The organism is Paraflavitalea devenefica (assembly GCF_011759375.1).
Taxonomy (GTDB): domain Bacteria; phylum Bacteroidota; class Bacteroidia; order Chitinophagales; family Chitinophagaceae; genus Paraflavitalea; species Paraflavitalea devenefica.
Genome location: NZ_JAARML010000002.1, coordinates 1,408,723 through 1,426,931 on the forward strand (window position 1 = coordinate 1,408,723; position 18,209 = coordinate 1,426,931).

General features: G+C 48.9%; 12 protein-coding genes. 9 read left to right on the plus strand and 3 right to left on the minus strand.

The features are described from left to right. Positions 1–27: 27 nt before the first annotated feature. The 5 genes from HB364_RS15160 (at position 28) to HB364_RS15180 (ending at position 8,753) form a co-directional block, all read left to right on the plus strand. Positions 28–3,210, plus strand: coding sequence for a SusC/RagA family TonB-linked outer membrane protein (locus HB364_RS15160; RefSeq protein WP_167289053.1), 3,183 nt, complete (start codon positions 28–30; stop codon positions 3,208–3,210). 11 nt (positions 3,211–3,221) lie between these two features. Beyond that, positions 3,222–4,766 carry a SusD/RagB family nutrient-binding outer membrane lipoprotein gene (locus tag HB364_RS15165; RefSeq protein ID WP_167289055.1) on the plus strand — a complete coding sequence of 515 codons (1,545 nt, stop codon included), beginning with the start codon at positions 3,222–3,224 and terminating at the stop codon, positions 4,764–4,766. A gap of 94 nt (positions 4,767–4,860) precedes the next feature. Next, a complete protein-coding gene (locus tag HB364_RS15170) occupies positions 4,861–6,585 on the plus strand; it encodes an IlvD/Edd family dehydratase (protein WP_167289056.1) in 1,725 nt (574 codons plus the stop codon). A gap of 23 nt (positions 6,586–6,608) precedes the next feature. Further along, positions 6,609–7,436 carry a fumarylacetoacetate hydrolase family protein gene (locus tag HB364_RS15175; protein WP_167289058.1) on the plus strand — a complete coding sequence of 276 codons (828 nt, stop codon included), beginning with the start codon at positions 6,609–6,611 and terminating at the stop codon, positions 7,434–7,436. Between the two features lie 3 nt (positions 7,437–7,439). Beyond that, entirely contained in the window at positions 7,440–8,753 is a 1,314-nt protein-coding gene (locus HB364_RS15180; protein WP_167289059.1) for a gluconate:H+ symporter, read from the plus strand. A gap of 15 nt (positions 8,754–8,768) precedes the next feature. Here HB364_RS15180 and HB364_RS15185 read toward each other — a convergent pair whose 3' ends face one another. Then, entirely contained in the window at positions 8,769–10,421 is a 1,653-nt protein-coding gene (locus HB364_RS15185; protein WP_167289061.1) for an outer membrane protein assembly factor BamD, read from the minus strand. A gap of 105 nt (positions 10,422–10,526) precedes the next feature. Between HB364_RS15185 and HB364_RS15190 the strand changes: the two genes are divergently transcribed. Then, on the plus strand, positions 10,527–11,972 hold the full coding sequence (locus tag HB364_RS15190) for a sensor histidine kinase (protein ID WP_167289062.1): 1,446 nt from the start codon (positions 10,527–10,529) through the stop codon (positions 11,970–11,972). Beyond that, positions 11,938–12,621 (plus strand): response regulator transcription factor, encoded by a 684-nt coding sequence (locus tag HB364_RS15195; RefSeq protein WP_167289064.1) that lies wholly within the window; start codon positions 11,938–11,940, stop codon positions 12,619–12,621. The genes HB364_RS15190 and HB364_RS15195 overlap by 35 nt, the downstream gene beginning before the upstream one ends. A 37-nt stretch (positions 12,622–12,658) precedes the next feature. Here HB364_RS15195 and HB364_RS15200 read toward each other — a convergent pair whose 3' ends face one another. After that, complete coding sequence (locus HB364_RS15200; protein ID WP_167289065.1) at positions 12,659–14,098, minus strand: Gfo/Idh/MocA family protein; 1,440 nt, start codon at positions 14,096–14,098, stop codon at positions 12,659–12,661. Positions 14,099–14,341: 243 nt separating this feature from the next. On the opposite strand from HB364_RS15200, the gene HB364_RS15205 reads away from it, so the two are divergent. Both HB364_RS15205 and HB364_RS15210 read left to right on the plus strand, forming a co-directional pair. Continuing rightward, complete coding sequence (locus tag HB364_RS15205) at positions 14,342–14,911, plus strand: RNA polymerase sigma factor (RefSeq protein WP_167289067.1); 570 nt, start codon at positions 14,342–14,344, stop codon at positions 14,909–14,911. 138 nt (positions 14,912–15,049) lie between these two features. Beyond that, entirely contained in the window at positions 15,050–17,440 is a 2,391-nt protein-coding gene (locus tag HB364_RS15210) for a TonB-dependent receptor (protein WP_167289068.1), read from the plus strand. Here the strand turns inward: HB364_RS15210 and HB364_RS15215 are convergent. Continuing rightward, complete coding sequence (locus tag HB364_RS15215) at positions 17,437–18,087, minus strand: NAD(P)-dependent oxidoreductase (RefSeq protein WP_167289070.1); 651 nt, start codon at positions 18,085–18,087, stop codon at positions 17,437–17,439. The genes HB364_RS15210 and HB364_RS15215 overlap by 4 nt on opposite strands. Between the last annotated feature and the right edge of the window lie 122 nt (positions 18,088–18,209).

An 18,209-nucleotide genomic window follows, 5' to 3' on the forward strand; every position in this document is an offset into this window, starting at 1 on the left:
ATTATCTCACCAAAACAACTTGCCGGTATGAAAAAGTACACCAGCGGCAAGCCATCCCGTTTTACGGGACTATGGCTGCTTTGCGTTTTTCTTTTGTTGATATCCGCTGCCCGCGCTCAAACAATTACAGGTACTGTATCGGATGAAAAAGGTACGAAACTTTTTAATGCATCCGTCGTAGTGAAAGGAAGTTCACAAGGAACTGTTACCGATGCTGATGGCAAATTCAGCATTCCCGTGCCGGCCACTGCCGGTAACAATGCCACCCTCGTTTTTAGTTCAATAGGATTTAAAACGATGGAAGTGGCCATAGGAGGCCGCAGTGTAGTGAATGTAACGCTGGTGGCCAGTAACCAAGACCTGGGCGAAGTGGTGGTAACGGCGCTTGGTATTAAGAAGCAGGCCCGTGCATTGGGTTATTCCGCCACCAGCGTGAAGCCCGAAGAGCTGACCGTGAACCGTTCCAGCAATATCATGAATTCCCTGCAGGGCAAGGTGGCAGGGGTAAATATCTCCTCACTGGGCACCGGCCCCGGCGGTACTTCCAAGATCCGCATCCGCGGCCAGTCGTCTCTTTCCGGGCAAAACAACCCGCTCATCGTTATTAATGGCGTACCGGTTGATAATACCAACTTCAACGACAATACGATTTCCGTGAAAGGCGGCGGTGTATTTGCCGACGGCGGCGACGGTTTGTCGAGCATCAACCCCGATGATATTGAAAGTATGACGATATTGAAAGGAGCGCCGGCATCGGCCCTCTATGGCTCACGCGCCAAAGACGGGGTGATCATGATCACCACCAAAACGAGAGGAAAAACAAAAGGCATCGGTGTTACGTATAATGGGAATTATACCAACGAGACGCCCCTGGATTTTACCGATTACCAGAACGAATACGGTCAGGGTGAGGGCGGCGTTCGTCCTACTACAGCCAATCCTACTACGGGACAATGGTCGTTCGGTGAAAAATTTGCACCGGGCATGACGCATATACTCTTTAATAACCTGACTGTTCCCTATCAGCCACAGGGGAGCCGCATTAAAGAATTTTACCGTAATGGTCAGAATTTCTCCAATACGGTAGCCCTTGAAGCGAGCAATGATAAAGGAGGGCTGCGGCTGTCGCTGAACAATACCGACAATAAAGGCATCATGCCCAACAATTCGTTCAACCGTAAAAGCATGAACCTTGGCTTCAGCTACAATCTTACGGAGCAGTTCATGTTATCGGGCAATATCAATTATTCGAGAGAGCACAACAAGAACCCGCCCAATATTGCCAACCAGGACAATTCCATTCCTACTACTTTAATGGCCCTGGCCAGCTCCATGCCATTGAGCGTACTCAATGCCAATAAATATAATGCAGCAGGCAATGAGTATCCCTGGACGCGGTTTACCAACCGTACGAATCCTTATTGGGTGATGGCTGAGCAGTTTCATAATATTAAACGCGACCGTATATTCGGCAACGTGGCATTGAAGTATAATCTCTTGCCCTGGTTAAGCGTGCAGGGCCGCTTTGGGCAGGATTACTGGTCGCGCGATGAAGACGTGAATAATTTCCCCACCGGCCAGGCTTCCAGGTCCACCGCGCCTCCCGGTTTTGTGAATGGTGTATTCACGCAGGAATCACGCCGCTTCCGGGAAACGAACCTCGACTTCCTGGTGAATGCCAATAAGGAGTTTGGCGACCTGGGCGTAACCGTCAATGCCGGAGGCAACCGCATGCGCAAGCGTTCTGATATTAATAATGTAGTGGTAACAGATTTTATCGTCAAGGGTTTGTATACCGTGCAGAACGGACGGGGCAAAGACCCGGTGTATACCCTGATAGAGCAGGGCGTGAATTCTTTGTATGGTTCTGTTGAACTGAACTGGAAGCAGACTTTCTACCTCACCGGAACGGCGCGTAATGATTGGTTCTCCACGCTCTCACCAGACAAGCGGAGTATTTTGTATCCTTCCGTGTCGGGCAGCTATGTATTTTCCGAACACCTGCCCAATATTTCCTGGCTGAACTTTGGTAAGCTGCGGGTGGGTTATGCCGAAGTGGGCAGCGATGGTGATGTGGCACCTTATGCCGATCAACTGTTCTATACTGTCAATGCCAACTTCATCAACAATCCCAACAGCATACCGGTACCAGTGGGCACCAGCAATATCAGCAACAATGCCAGCGGCACCACCTTGCCCAATCCGAACCTGAAACCCAGCCGTGTGGCGGAAACAGAGATCGGGTTGGAATTACGGATGTTCAACAACCGTGTAAATCTTGACCTGGCCGCGTATCGCAAGATCACGAGCGACCAGATCGTGCTGGTGCAGATATCCGATGCTTCGGGTTACCTCAATACCCCTATTAACAGTGGTAAAAGCCGTAACCTTGGGTTTGAAACTATGCTGAACCTGGTGCCAGTCAAGAACAGGTTCTTCACCTGGGAATTTACGGCTAATACCTCTTACAACATCACCAAAGTACTCAGCATCATCACCAGCACGCCGGGTGAGCGCATTACCACCGGTACGCACGTGTTTAATGGAGAAACGAGGCATGTAGTAGGAGAGGAGATCGGGCAGATTGCCGGCTTTGGGTATGCGAGGGACGCAAAAGGACAAAGGATATTCCAGTCGAACGGCTTGCCACAGCGCACGGCCGGCTTTGTATTGTTTGGCAGCGCCCTGCCCAAATGGGTAGGTGGTTTCCTGAATACGTTCAACTACAAGGGTATTAACCTATCGGTGTTTATTGATTATAAACTGGGCAACAAAGTACTTTCCGGCACCAACTTTAATGCGGTGCGGCATGGCCTGCACAAGATGACGCTGGAAGGCCGCGTCGGTGGCGTGAAAGGAGTGGGTGTGGATGCCAACGGTAATCCCAATAATGCAGTGATGGCGGTACAAACTTATTGGGAACACCTGCGTACGCAGCAGATCGTGGAATCGGTTATTTATGACGGTGGTTACTGGAAGTTGCGCCAGCTATCGCTGGGGTATGATTTTACCAAACATATTCCTGTCAAATGGCCCATTAAAGGATTGAAGCTCGACTTCGTAGCTAATAATGTACTGATCCTCAAAAAATGGGTTGACAATATTGACCCTGAAACATTCGGCTTCGGTTCGGATAACCAGGTAGGGCTTGAATCGCCCGGTCTGCCTACCACCCGCAGCCTTGGATTGAACCTGAATATTAAATTCTAATACCTTCTGTTATGCAAAAGATATTGAAATATAGTTTACCGGTCTTATTCCTGCTCGCCACTGTTGGCTGTGATAAAGGATTGTCGGACCTGAATGTAAATAAAACCAGTCCCAAAGGACTCGACCCGGTCCTGTTGCTGAACCAGGCCATTATCAATACTTCGTTTCCCGTAAAAACACTGGTATTCGATGCAGGCATTGTGCAGCAGATGGTCACTCCCAACGGTGGCGTGCTGGCAGGCGCCAATTTCAACCAGGACAGCCGTGATGTAACCACGGCTCCCCTGTGGACGGCCTACTATCAAAGCGTGATCAAGAATACCTATGATGCCCTGACGCGTGCCAAGGACGATGCGACGAGGAGCAATATGTACAATATGATACGCATTTACCAGGCGTATGTGTTCATGATACTCACGGATGAGTATGGCGACATACCGTATACCGAAGCCGGCGCGGGATGGATGACCAAAGTAATGTTTCCCCAATACGAACGCCAGCAGGATATTTATCCGAAGCTTATACAGGAGTTAACGGAGGCGGCAGCGGCCCTGAATTCCGCAGGCACTATTGAAATCCTGGATGTATTGTATGCAGGCAGTATAGATAAATGGAAAAAGTTTGCTTATTCGCTATTGCTGCGCGCCGGTATGCGGCTGTCTAAAATAGATGCGGCCAAAGCGCAAAGCACGGTGCAGGCTGCTTTTGCAGGAGGTGTCATCACGGCCAATGCTGATAATGCCTATATACGGCATGACGCTAACTTTCAACAGCCCATTGGCGGTACGCTCAATGGCAGTGAGGCCGCGAATTTCTACCTCACCAAGCCGTTTGTGGATCAGCTCAAGAGTACCAATGATCCGCGCCTGCAAGCTATTGCCATCCGTTATGTAGGTGCTCCCAATGGCGCGGGGCAAACGGTGGCTGTAGGTTCCACTGACCCCGCCAAACAAATAGGTATGCCCATCGGCAAAGACAATGGCACGGTTGTAGCCGCTGCCACTGCCGACGGTTTGGCCAGCTTTTACGATTACAGCCAGGTAGACCGCCGCAGGATGGTGAAGACCACTTCGCCGGTATTCCTGGTCACTGCCGCACAAACCAACCTGTTGCTGGCCGAGGCCCGGTTCAGGGGATGGATCACCACCGGCAATACCGCTGCGCAATATTTTGAAGACGGGATCGAAGCCCATATGGACCAGATGGTGGTGTATGATCCCAATAGTGCGGTTGCCGGCGGCGCCCGCGATATTTATGTAACTAACAACCCGCTGACGGCAGGCAATGAACTGCAGCAGATCAATACCCAGTACTGGATCGCTTCTTTTTTGAATGGTCCGGAGGCTTTCGCTAATTTTAGACGAAGCGGTTTTCCGGCCCTTACACCCAATCCTTATGGACAGCCCAATAATCCCGATGTACCCAATGGTACTTTTATCAGGAGGCTGACTTATCCTACTTCGGAGATCTCTGTGAATACGGAGCATGTGAATGACGCGATTGACAAGCAAGGACCCGACAAATTAAGCACCAGGATATGGTGGGATAAGCAGTGAAGTCGGAAGTCTGAGGTCTGAGGTCGGAAGAGTAGGATCATAGGATATATATCATCGGTAGAGGACCGGTGGACAGATCATAAATGCATAGAAAATGAACAACCAGCAAAAATTAAGAAGCCACGATTGGTTTGGCAGAAAAGACAAGGACGGTATCATTTACAGGAGCTGGATGAAGAACCAGGGTATGCCGAACGATCTATTCGACGGCAGACCGGTGATCGGTATTTGCAACACGTTCAGCGAACTGACCCCCTGCAATGCGCATTTCCGGGAACATGCGGAGATGGTAAAGCGGGGGGTGCTGGAAGCGGGCGGTTTCCCGGTCGAGTTCCCGGTCATGAGTCTGGGGGAAACTTTGCTGAAGCCTACTGCCATGTTGTTTCGCAACCTGGCCAGTATGGATACAGAAGAAAGCATCCGCGGCAACCCGGTAGATGGAGTCGTATTATTGACCGGCTGCGATAAAACAACGCCTTCCACGGTGATGGGTGCAGCGAGCGTGGGGCTGCCCACCATCGTGGTGCCCGGCGGCCCGATGTTGAATGGAAAGTACAAGGGCCAGGACATCGGATCGGGTACCCATGTATGGAAGTTTGATGAAGATATGAAGACGGGGAAGATGACGCATGAAGATTGCGAGTTTGCCGAAAGCTGCATGAGCCGGAGTATTGGCCATTGCATGACAATGGGTACGGCCAGCACGATGGCTTGTATGGTAGAATCGCTGGGGCTCACTTTAAGCGGTGCCGCTGCCATACCTGCTGCCGATAGCCGGAAAAAGCAACTGGCGCAACTGAGTGGCAGGAGGATCGTGAATATGGTGCGGGAAAACCTGACCATTGATAAGATACTTACCCGGGAGGCTTTTGAGAATGCCATCAAAGTAAACGCCGCAGTAGGCGGGTCCAGCAACTTCATTATTCATTTAACAGCCATTGCAGGAAGAATAGGGGTGCCATTGGCGCTTGAAGAATTTGATACCATCGGCAGCAAGATCCCGTTGTTGTTAAACCTCATGCCTTCCGGGAAATATTTAATGGAAGACTTTTTCTATGCAGGCGGACTGCCGGTGATATTGAATGAGCTGAAGGACCATTTGCATAAAAATGTGGTCACTGTTACCGGGAAGAACCACCATGAAAATATCAAAGGCAATATTGACTGCCACAATGAAAATGTCATTGCTCCCTTAACGAAACCCCTCATGGCAGAAGCCGGCTGTGTGGTGGTAAAGGGCAACCTGGCTTTAAACGGCGCCGTGATGAAGCCATCGGCCGCCTCGCCTTCCCTGATGAAGCACCGGGGCAGGGCGGTGGTGTTTGAAAGCATCGAAGATTACCATGCCAGGATTGATACGCCGGAACTGGATATTGATGAAACCTGTGTGATGGTATTAAAATACGTAGGCCCCGTTGGCTATCCCGGCATGCCGGAAGTGGGCAATATGGCGCTGCCTAAAAAGCTATTGCAAAAAGGCATCACTGATATGGTGCGCATTTCCGACGGCAGGATGAGCGGCACTGCTTATGGCACCGTGGTGCTGCATGTATCGCCGGAAAGCGCCATCGGTGGTAACCTGGCCCTGGTACAAAACGGGGATATGATTGAGCTGGATGTAGAGCAGCGCCGGTTGCACCTGGATGTGAGCGAGGAGGAACTGGCAAAGCGAAGGGCTGCCTGGATGCCACCCAAACCTGCCGCCAGCCGTGGCTATGTGAGTCTTTACATTAAGCACGTATTGGGAGCCGATAAAGGCGCCGATCTGGATTTTTTACAGGGCAATTCGGGCTCCACGGTAACGAGGGATTCACACTAAAGGATTTTACTTCAATAAAAAACATGAAACTCTACAAAACAAAAAAAGGCGCCGTCATTGAAAAGGATGGTCATTATTATGCTTTGAATGAAAGCTGGGAGGCATTGGTGAATGATGACCAACTGTATGAAAAACTGGATCAACTCACCTACACATCGACGATGGCAGATAGCAGTGCCATCCAAGAGTTGTTACCGCCCGTAGGGAGGGACCAGGAGTTGTGGGCCTGTGGCGTTACCTACCTGCGAAGCAAGATTGGCAGGCAGGAAGAAAGCAAGGCAGCAGGCGGCGCCGATTTTTATGCCAAAGTATATGAAGCCGAAAGACCGGAAGTGTTCTTTAAATCCACTTATCACCGCATTGTAGGACATGGGGGACTGGTGCGTATCCGCAAAGACAGCACCTGGGATGTGCCGGAACCTGAGCTCACCTTAGTGGTCACTCCTTCCGGCAAAATAGTGGGGTATACCATCGGCAATGACATGAGCAGCCGGAGTATTGAAGGGGAGAACCCGTTGTACCTGCCGCAGGCAAAAACGTATGATGGCAGTGCGGCGGTGGGGCCTTGTATTTATGTTACCAGGGAACCGCTCCCTGCAAACACAGCTATCAGCCTGGTCATTGCCCGCAACAATACCACTGCTTATAAAGGCGAAGTGTCCATCAGTCAGTTGAAAAGAACGCCGGAAGAACTGGTGTCGTTTGTATACAGGGAATGCAGTTTTCCGTACGGCTGTTTGATCATGACGGGAACAGGCATTGTGCCGGGGCATGATTTTACCCTGCAAAGTGGTGACGAAATAGCCATCTCCATTGATCCTATCGGCACACTCGAAAACACGGTACAATAACGCATGACAATCCTCATCATCGTATTGGCCATCGCGTTACAGATCTTCCTGTCTGCAAAGAAAGTAAGTCCGTTTATCTCCTTGCTGGTGGTAGCTATACTGGCCGGTTTATTCCTGGGCATGAAGCCCGGCGTGTTATTGGTATCCATTGAAAAAGGGGTAGGCAGTACGCTGGGAGGGTTGGCCCTGATCATTTGTCTCGGCGCCTTCCTGGGAAAGATACTGGAAGTGACGGGCGCTGCCGAACAAATTACTTCTACGCTCATCAGGGCTTTTGGGATCAGGAATATACAATGGGCGGTATTGCTGACTGGTTTTTTAATCGGCATTCCGCTCTATTACAATGCGGGTTTCGTGATCCTGGTGCCGCTGGTGGTAACCTTGACCCGCAAAACCGGTTTACCTTTATTATACATCGTTATACCCATGGCGGCTTCCTTAAGCACTACGCATTGTTTTTTGCCGCCACATCCGGGACCGGTGGTGCTGGTAAAGGCATTCAATGCCAATATGGGTAAAGTGCTGTTGTATGGGATCGTATTGGCCATCCCGGCAGTCATCGTGGCCGGACCCTTGTTGGGTAAACTATTGAAGAACCTGACCACACCAGCACAGGATATTGCTTTAACAGCCGCTACCGTTCAGCACAAAACACTGCCGCCTGTGGCAGCAAGTTTACTCTTCGCCTTAATGCCGGTATGCCTGATCGCACTGGCGGTGGTGGCAGGGCATCTTTTACAGCCTGGAAGTATTCTGCAAACCATTTTACTGTTTATCGGTGATAGTGTCATTGCCTTGCTGATCACCGTATTACTGGCCATGTATTTCCTGGGTAAGGAGGCAGGCATCAACATTGCACAAATGATGAAATTGTTGGGGGAAGCCATCGCCGGCATTGCCATGATCTTGCTCATCATTACCGCCGGTGGTGTATTCAAGCAGGTGCTGGTTGACAGTGGCACCGGCAGTTATATTGCCACCTTCAGCAGCAAATGGGATATGCCGCCCTTGTTATTTGCCTGGGTTATTACTGCCTTCCTGCGGGTCATGATCGGTTCGGCCACGGTGGCCGGTATTACGGCCGCTGGGGTAGTGGCTCCGTTAGTAACCGCCGGCAACGCATCACCCGAACTCATGGTGCTGGCCGTGGGCGCCGGCAGCGTATTCGGCTCTCATATCAACGACTCAGGTTTTTGGATGTTCAAGGAGTTCTTCCAGTTGTCTTTACCGCAAACCCTGCGCTCCTGGACAGTGATGGAAACGGTTATTTCTATCATCGGTCTTGGTGGCGTGTTGGTGCTGGATGCGGTCCTGTAACTTCCATAATGGGATTCACGGATTATTCTTTTTCCTGATCACGTAATTGCCGGTATCGTCTGCCTTTTCTGCCGACCAGCCTTCGTTCAGCTCTATTTCGTACGTGTCGCCAATGATCTTATTCCCTTCCATCCGGAAAGGGGTGGGAAAGATGAACGTTTTGTAATCAGGTAGCATGAGCACGCCAGCATTACCCAGCACAGATTTATCTTCGATGGTCTTAAAAGATCCAAAGCATTTGCCCGATTTGTCCCGGCCTTGAATGCCGGAATATACAGTGCCCAGTCCGGGGATTTCGATGGTGCCATTCATATTGAAGGTGCGATTGTACTCCATCCCGTCTGTAATTTGTGCACGTAGGGTGGGTTTCTCCTGCAGCAGGCTCCGGTAGTAAGCAAGGAGTTTTTCGTTTTGGGTCCTCCGGTCTTCTTCTTCGCGGTGTATCTGTTCAAAGTTGTTGGATTTCCTGGCCCTTGCCAATTGATTGACCGTGGTATCAATCGCGGTCGCTTTTGCCTTTTCATAAATGGCCAGGAAATTATATACCTGGTCAAGCCCGGCTTTCCACTGAATGTGCAGGTGATCAAACAGCAAGCCATAAGCTACACCGGTAGCATACGGGAAGGGCCGGGTATAGGTTTGCGCTTCTTCTCGCTGGTAGATCTCTTCGATGGCTTCTTCGTATTTATCGGGCGTGCCGGACAAGGCAAAACCGGTATAATTCGCCAGTCCTTCCAGGGTTTCTATCTCTAGTTCCGGTTGGAGGTAGTCTTTATTACGCCCCTGTCTTATTTTCCTGAATCGTAGGGCGTCTTCAAGACAGGCCACCACTTTTTGCTGAGCGCTTTTATGGCCGGCATAATACAGCGCGTTGCGCAATGCCTGGTATTCCAAACGCAGCAGCTCCCGGGCCTCGTAATTGTCCAGGTATTTGATGGCGTCGCCGTTCAGTTTGCGGGCCTTCCTCTGCAAGAGGTGGAACAGTTCATGAATTATAGTACTGGAATGGTCTGAAAGATAGTTGGATAATACGATGGCATAATCCTTCCCTGCATAGGTTTGAACGGTATTGACAAAGGTGAGCGTATTGGGCGGCAGTTTGGCATAGTATATTTTCCCGCTATCGGTTTTGCTGCCGGGAAATTCCGTGATGGAATAAACGGTATTGTCATAGTCCAATACCAACATGTTTTCATTCCAGATAAGTTGTCCCCATAACTGCCCGTTATCTGCCTGCAATCGTTGTTTCGCATTGTGCAGCGCTGTGGCGATGCGCCCGGGCAGCCGTTGAGATGCGGAAGCCTTGTTGTCCTTTACCTTATTTACTATTACAGGCCAGCGTTTGTGATGGTGCAAGCCCGTTAAATCGCTATCCTTCACGATGTGGTCATAGTTGGAATAAAACTGTTTGCCGGCCAAATACGCCAGGATATCCAGCGCCCTCTTGTTTTGCTGGTTCAGGGCATAAATACAGGCGGCATCGTATAGCCTTTTATTGCTCAACCGGTAACTGAATATGTTGTCAAATACTTTTGCGGCAGCTTTATAATTCTTTCCCTCGTACTGTTTCATGGCCTCGTTGTAGAGGCTTGTTTTGTTCTCTTGTGAAAAAACGTTGAGGGTGATCAGCAGGCAGGCTGTTAAAAACAGCGTGAAAGATAGTTTCATGCGTAAAATATTAAATGAAAACCTGCAGCAAATAGCGGGAATTACAATCAGAAATTGGGTTAAATAAGGTTAAATGAAGGCAAAACGAAGGTTAAAAACAGCAGGATGTTTCGTTATTCTGCGGTTAGCCTGTATCTTTTCAGCATGCGTTTTGCCCAAAAACTGACCCTGCTGATCATCGGTTGTATAATCGTATTGGGAGGATTGTGCCTGATCCAATACTACCTGATCCGCAATACCTACCGGCTGGAGCAATCGGCCTACCTGCAGCAAGTGAAGCAGCGCCTGGGAACCAGGGGCCAGGTACTGATCGATTCACTGAATCACCAGGGGATGGTAGCCTTGCTCCGGGACATACGGGACTCGCTCGAAAGCGGGCGGAAACCTTCCTTGAATAATTTTCAACAACAGATCGAAGTGGTAGCGGCCCCTCACCGGCATGCCATCAGCCAGGCGCTTTCGGGCGACAGCCTGCTCCACGACAATCATTACGTTTTACTGTACACCCATGTAGTGCTGTACCACCGGCAGGTGGCAGATACCTTGTTGCCAGGAGGAGCACCACCACTGGTGCTGACAGGAGGTAATGCAGATCAAAGCGCTAACGTTTTACCTATAAGCGAAGGATTGCAACAGGCTGGTTTCAGCCTGGGCACTGATACCGTAACCGCGATGACCTATACGCCTGCCTATCGCCTGTCGGTCTGGACAAAAGCAGCAATCGTTGCTGAGCATTGGCAGGCGACCATACTCAGGCGCATGGCCTGGACCCTGATTGGCAGCGCGCTGCTGATCATAGCGGTGACAGTGATCTTTTTCCTGGTGTTTATGACACTATTTCGTCAGAAGCAGATCGCTGATGTGACCACTGATTTTGCCAACAATATGACCCATGAGCTGAAGACGCCGCTTAGTTCGGCAGCAGTAGTGGTTAAATCCCTGCGGACGCCTGAGGCAAGACTGGATGAAAGCTGGTATGGCGAACTGTTGAACGAGCTGGACAGGCAACATGAGAAGATACGGCGGATGATGGACAGTATACTTACCAGCGCCATGGATCAGCCAATGGGCATGACACAGTCCCGGCCATTCAATCTCGCCGGCGTGCTTAAAGAAATGGAGCAACTGGTGACGGCCTCCGGGCGGGACTTACAGTATACAGGCAATGAAGATATTGTGGTCAATGCTGATCCCGACCTGCTAACAGGCATTCTGGCCAACCTCGTAGACAATGCTTTGAAATATACGCCGGCCGGCACGTCTTTGCATATCCATACCGAAATAGCGGGAAGGACGCTAAGGATCTCCCTCGAAGACCAGGGGTCGGGGATCCCGTCGTCCCTGCGCCGCCACCTGTTCAGGAAATTTTTCCGTGTGCCCCGGCCTGCCGGTAACCATATCCGTGGTTTGGGCCTGGGTTTGTACCTGTGCCGTATGCAGGCAAAACAGCTTGGCGGCGATATTGCTTATCATACCAGCGCCTCCGGCGGAAGCCTATTCACTATAACTTTGCCTTATGACAACAACACGGCTATTATTGGTAGAGGATGATGCAGACCTGGGGCGCCTGCTGGGTAAATACCTGCGGCTGCAGGGTTTGGAGGTGGTGCTGGCCGGCGATGGCGAATTGGCCCTTACTTTACTGACAGAACAAACTTTTGATATGGTAGTGCTTGATGTCATGCTGCCCAAGGGAGATGGCTTTTCCCTGGCTGATACCCTAAAAAGAAAACATCCCGGTATGCCCTTCCTCTTCCTGACGGCGCGCCGCCAAAAGGAAGATGTGCTGAAAGGGCTTGGGCTGGGGGCCGACGACTATATGGTCAAGCCTTTTGATGCTGATGAACTGGTGTTGCGTGTACAGAATATCCTTCGGCGTAGCAGTGCGGTAGCGCCTCCTGCCGACGGACTGATCTTTGGGGCTTTTCGTTTTGAACCGGCACAGCTAAGGTTGTATCACGGCTCTTCCTCTGTACTGCTGACGAAAAAGGAAGCAGGCGTACTTGAACTGCTGGCCCGGCAACAGGGCCGTATTGTGAGCCGTAAGGATGTATTGGAAAAGATCTGGGGCAATGCAGACTATTTTAATGGCCGTAGCCTCGATGTTTATATTGGAAGACTGCGCAAGTTGCTGGAAGCGGATGCCCGGATCCGCCTCGAGAGTGTGCGGGGAGCGGGATTCATACTACACTGCGCTTAATAACTACCTGCATTGGGTTTTTGGTTGTTCGAAAACCTCACTGCGGTTCGCTTTGTGTGGCTGCTTTCCGTATGCCGGTATTCCCACCATTCTCCAGTGTAAGGTTTACGGGTTTATTATTTTTCCAGGCACTCCTGGTAAAATCCGGCACATCCACTGTTCGTGAACGGTTGGCGACGGACTGTTCACTTAACGGCGCAATAGAACTCCATAAGGCGCCATCGTATACATCCTGGTCCAGGGGAAGTCCGTTGCGCAAACAATCGATCAACCGCCAGTCCATAATAAAATCCATACCGCCATGACCGCCTATCTTTTTAGCGATCTCTCCCACATGCCTGATGATAGGGGGCGTATATTTATCGTACAGCTCTTTTAACTCTTCGTTTTTTATCCAGCCATGTCCAAATGCAATGCGTTCGGGCGAAGGATATTTGCTGGCGATGCCCTTTGTTCCACTGATCAAATGGATACGCGAATAGGGGCGTGGTGTGGTAACATCATGCTGTAGCATGATGGTCTTACCCTTTTGTGTATGGATCAGCGTGGTATTCATGTTGCCACGGAACGGCTTTCCTGTAAACTGGTTATAGAAAGGATCGGCGGCTGCTTTTTCCTTTGCCATAGCGCTCATCATAAAATCGCCGGAAGACATAGCCACCAAATGGCTCATTTGATCACCCCTGTTAATATTAAGACACTGGGCAACCGGGCCAAGTCCATGTGTGGGATACAGGTTACCATTACGGAAATTTTCTTTCAGCCGCCACATATCGGCATAGCCTGTTTTACTAAAATTCAGGTCGCGCAGATCATGAATATACGCGCCTTCCGCATGTACCAGTTCACCCAACAGGCCATTGCGCACCATATTCAATGTGAGCATTTCAAAGAAATCATAACAGCAGTTTTCGAGCATCATACAGTGCCGCCGTGTTTTTTCAGAAGTTTCAACCAGTTGCCAGCATTCATCGAGTGTTACCGCGATAGGCACTTCACAGGCGACATGTTTTCCATGTTGCATGGCGTATAATGCCATGGGGGTATGCAACTTCCACGGGGTACAGATATACACCAGGTCAAGCTCCTCTGTATTGATCATGGTTTTCCATCCGTTCTCTCCCGAATATTCTTTTGCTTTTGGTAATCCCTGTTTCTCCAGGATGGCCTGTGCTTTTGTTGCCCTTTGCGGATCCTTATCGCATAATGCTTTAATTTCCACGCCCTCTATATGCGACATGCGCTGCACGGCACCGGGCCCACGCATACCTAAACCAATAAAGCCGATACGCACTTTGTCTATTTTAGGTGCGGCGTATCCACACATGTTAAACTGCGGTGGCCGTCCGGCCCATTCATAAACCCGTGACAAACTTTCCTCGTTGCTTTTTGCAGCAACCCGGGAAGGCAGGCCTATGGCCATTGCGCCGGTACCAAGGGAAATATTGCGGAGAAAATTTCTTCTGTTCGTGCTCATAGATCGTTAGTTAAAATTGGATGAGATAATACCACAAATCATGATCAATAATAGCGAGAATTATTGACCTTTTTTTACGCAATCGGGTGCGCATATTTTGTGGTGCCGGATAATCTGGCTGCTAAAAATCACGCAAACGATTGAATGGCTTCCGCACCTGGCAATCTAAAAGTTTATAATAACTTGTTTTAATTTTTGTATCCTTGCAAACAGGAGCGCTGCCAGCACATGCCTGCTTTGAATATGACTAGCTTATGGGAAAAGATACGCCAGGAGGATACTTCTGCCATGGTCTCCCTATATGAGCAAACGTATGCGGACCTGTTAAGTTACGGCGTACAACTGAGCAACAGCAACGAAGTTGCCAAGGATGCTATTAATGATGTATTTGTTGATATATGGGACAACCGCTCCAAACTAAAACCGGTTGAACATGTAAGGGCTTATTTGTTTGCCTGTATCCGTCGAAAAATTTTTCAATCAATAGCTTCTCACCGGAAAATAAGCAACCTACCCGAGGATATGCAACTTTTCAATGACCAGGGCGACTTGTCTTATGAGGATATATTAGTAGCCATGCAGCGATCGGATGAGATACGCTATAAGGTACAAAAGGCCCTGGAAAAGCTGACCGGCAGGCAAAGAGAACTGATCCAAATGAAATACTTCAAAGGCATGGATTACCAGCAGATTGAAAGCGAGACGGGTATCAGCATGAAAACAGTGTATAATACCATCTATAACGCCATGAAAATACTGGCCGATGAATTGAGGGACATACTTTTTGTATTAATCTTTCTCTTCCTTTCCTAAGCTAATAATTTCCCGAAACAAAACAGCGCCGTATACTTTCCCGTCACCGTTGTCACAAAAAATATCCCTCTCCTGTCACATGTTTCGACTCCCATGGCTCAGCATGGCGGTTTTTACCATTATTTTAAATAAAGTAACATGTATAACAGGACCGTTTGCATCATTTTTTTCATGCTCATCAGCACCATGCTGGTTGCACAGAACAACAGCGCCATCAAAGGAAAAGTGGTTGAATACAGAACAAAGCAGCCCCTGGCAGGGGCTACCATAGCCATCAGGGAAAATAATTTTGTGGCCGTCACAGACAGCACAGGCATTTTCTTCATTCCAAACCTGTCTGCCGGTACCTACACGGTAACAATAACCAGTATTGGTTATTATGACAAAACGTTGAACGATATAAATGTAGTGCCCGGTAAAACCTATTACTTTGAAACAGAACTGACAGAGGATGCCATAAAACTGAATGATGTTACCGTGAGAGCCTTTAAAGGTGAAAATAATCCCCAGATGCCTGTATCTGCTTTTGCGCTTTCCAGGGAAGAGATATTCAGAAGTCCCGGGGCGCAGGGCGATATTTTCAGGGCCATCGGCATTCTGCCAGGCGTGGTAAGCAGTGGTGGCCAGTATTCCGCCATTGCAGTGCGTGGACAGGGCACTTCAGATAATTTGTTTATGGCGGATGACATACCCCTGTTCCAGGTCTCACACCTGGAGATCGAAGGATTCAATACCGGCTTTAATGATCCCAACGGTGGGCGCTTTAGCATATTCGCTCCCCGCGTAGTAGAGAATGCCACTTTCCAGGGCGGTGGCTTTGGCGCCCAGTATGGAAGAAAAAGTTCATCGTATCTTGGCCTCGGCATCAAAGAAGGTAACCGCACCAATCCTTTGTACAGTGGTCAGTTCGATCTCATTGGTTTTACGCTTATGTATGATGGTCCTTCAGGATTCGACAAAAAAACAAGCCTCTTTGCTTCTGCCAGGTACCAGAATTTCGACCTGTTGCTCAAAATGATCGGTCTCACCCATTCCGGCTCACCTTCGTATGGTGATTACATGCTCAAGACAATTACTGAGATCAATGCCCGCAACAAATTGTCCTTCATTGCCATGTTCAATCCCGAGACCTATAAGCGCACCGTAAAAAATGTGCTGGAAAGCAAAAACCTCAATGATGACAACAATTCCAATTTTATCGGCCAATCAAAAGTAAGCAAAGCGGTCGTTGGTCTTAACCTGCGTACACTCACAGGGAAATCCAGCTACCTGAAAAATATCCTTTACTACAGGATGATGGATGTTAACAACGATCTCGGCTATACAAATCCTGTTATTGAACCCGACGGGGACATCATGCCTACTGATAAGATCAATTTTGAACAGGACCTCCGGAAAATTGAGAACGAACAACAGGAAGTGGGTTACCGGAGCATCTTTACACAGCGGGGCAAACACATCACATTCACGGCGGGAGCCGATGTGGCCAGGGTGAATATCGATTATAGCCGCAAACTGAAGCATACCGACACTTTGTACAGTTTTTTGCCCACGGATTACAGGCCAAATCCTGCTCAATATTATCTCATCCTTACACCCGACCATTTCAATGCGGCTTTTGAGGATGCTGCCTGGAATGTATCCGGGTATCTCGATCTTTCCTTTACCCTGTTTAAGCGCCTCACCTTAAATCCTGGTGTAAGATATGACTACACTGGTTTTGCTGCGAAACACACCCTGTCACCGAGGATCAGCGGGATGCTTGAGTTGGGTGGAAAGCACAGTATCAATTTTGCTTCAGGTATCTATTACCAGGATCCCGCTATTGCGGATGTTGCTTCTCAGCCCCAAGGCCACCGGTTAAAGTCTGAACGTACCATTCAATACATACTTGGTTACAAAATATACTTCAGCCCCGATGTGAAATTTACTGCAGAGGGATGGTATAAAGAAATGGACGACCTTGCTGTAAGGCCATCCAGTGGTGAGCCTTTGTTGAACAACAATGGGACCGGTAAGGCCCATGGTTTTGATGTAAGCCTTACCAAACGGCTCTCCCAAAAATACCACGGCCAGGTAAGCTATTCCTATATGGATTCCAAAAGAGATGACCATGATGGGTTGGGCGAATACAACTATATATTTAACCTTCCCCATGTGATCAGCCTGCTCGGAAGTTACAAGCCAAATGATAAGTGGATCTTCTCCGGCAAATTCAGGTATGCAAGCGGCCGTCCCACAGATCAATACATAGTGCATTCCGATGTTTTTGATAATGCAGGCTATCTGCGGTATGCGCAGGAGGTAAAAGAAAAAAATGGTGAAAGGCTCGCTGATTTTATCAGCCTCGACCTGCGGGCTGATTATAAATTCCGGTTGAAGAAAATTGGATGGACAGCTTTCTTTGATGTTGTAAATGTGCTGAACAGGTTCAATGAAAGCTCCGCCCTCTTTCAGCCGCTTACAGGAAAAACTTATTTTCTCGGCCTTGCCGTGTTCCCGACTTTTGGCATGCGGATGGACTTTTAATTAGATATTTCCACCCGCGAGCAAAAGACCTGTTTATTATCAATATTGTTTACTATAAAATGGGCCAGGTCAGACCGCCGCAATATCAGCGGGTTGCGGAGATATTCATTGGCCGCAAAGCGGTATTTGCCGGTTATTTCCCCATTTCTTAGCCTGGGTGCCCGCACAATCGTCCAGTTTAGTCGACTTTGCTTCACCACTGCTTCCATTTTTAGCAGGTCCGAAAAATTATTTTTCAAAAGAGGCTGCAGAATATATTTAGTTGCCAGTTTCATTATAAACGGCATGCCCGGTGTAACCTCCACCCCAATTCCCGAAACACATATCAGCCGCGAAACATTGTACTTATGCATTGCATGAATAATATTGATCATTCCCATTGAATAGAGTACCGTAGGTTTATTGTTGGTTACGCCGATAGAAGATATTACCACATCAGCCCCCTCCAGTTCATGATCAAAGCTTGCCGGATATAATACATCTCCCTTTGATATTTTCAGGCTGGAATATGCTATTGATGCATGACATTCCTGCTGGATCGTGACCACATTCCTGGCCACTGCTGTCACATCATATCCTTTTGCTAATGCCTGCTTAACTGCTAAAAGCCCCGTTCCACGCGAGGCTCCAAGAATAACAATTTTCATAATACTTTTTACATACTGAGACAGAACAACATCCTGTTTTGTGACATCTTACGGCCAGTTCTCCATTATGGCATCATTAGTATGATCTGCATTATGTTTTTTTTGATTCTTGCACTATTCGC

Bases quoted from the DNA above. Each gene is read 5' to 3' on its own strand.
- HB364_RS15160 (WP_167289053.1), top strand. From the start codon at position 28: ATGAAAAAGTACACCAGCGGCAAGCCATCCCGTTTTACGGGACTATGG.
- HB364_RS15165 (WP_167289055.1), top strand. From the start codon at position 3,222: ATGCAAAAGATATTGAAATATAGTTTACCGGTCTTATTCCTGCTCGCC.
- HB364_RS15170 (WP_167289056.1), top strand. From the start codon at position 4,861: ATGAACAACCAGCAAAAATTAAGAAGCCACGATTGGTTTGGCAGAAAA.
- HB364_RS15175 (WP_167289058.1), top strand. From the start codon at position 6,609: ATGAAACTCTACAAAACAAAAAAAGGCGCCGTCATTGAAAAGGATGGT.
- HB364_RS15180 (WP_167289059.1), top strand. From the start codon at position 7,440: ATGACAATCCTCATCATCGTATTGGCCATCGCGTTACAGATCTTCCTG.
- HB364_RS15185 (WP_167289061.1), bottom strand. From the start codon at position 10,421: ATGAAACTATCTTTCACGCTGTTTTTAACAGCCTGCCTGCTGATCACC.
- HB364_RS15190 (WP_167289062.1), top strand. From the start codon at position 10,527: ATGTTTCGTTATTCTGCGGTTAGCCTGTATCTTTTCAGCATGCGTTTT.
- HB364_RS15195 (WP_167289064.1), top strand. From the start codon at position 11,938: ATGACAACAACACGGCTATTATTGGTAGAGGATGATGCAGACCTGGGG.
- HB364_RS15200 (WP_167289065.1), bottom strand. From the start codon at position 14,098: ATGAGCACGAACAGAAGAAATTTTCTCCGCAATATTTCCCTTGGTACC.
- HB364_RS15205 (WP_167289067.1), top strand. From the start codon at position 14,342: ATGACTAGCTTATGGGAAAAGATACGCCAGGAGGATACTTCTGCCATG.
- HB364_RS15210 (WP_167289068.1), top strand. From the start codon at position 15,050: ATGTATAACAGGACCGTTTGCATCATTTTTTTCATGCTCATCAGCACC.
- HB364_RS15215 (WP_167289070.1), bottom strand. From the start codon at position 18,087: ATGAAAATTGTTATTCTTGGAGCCTCGCGTGGAACGGGGCTTTTAGCA.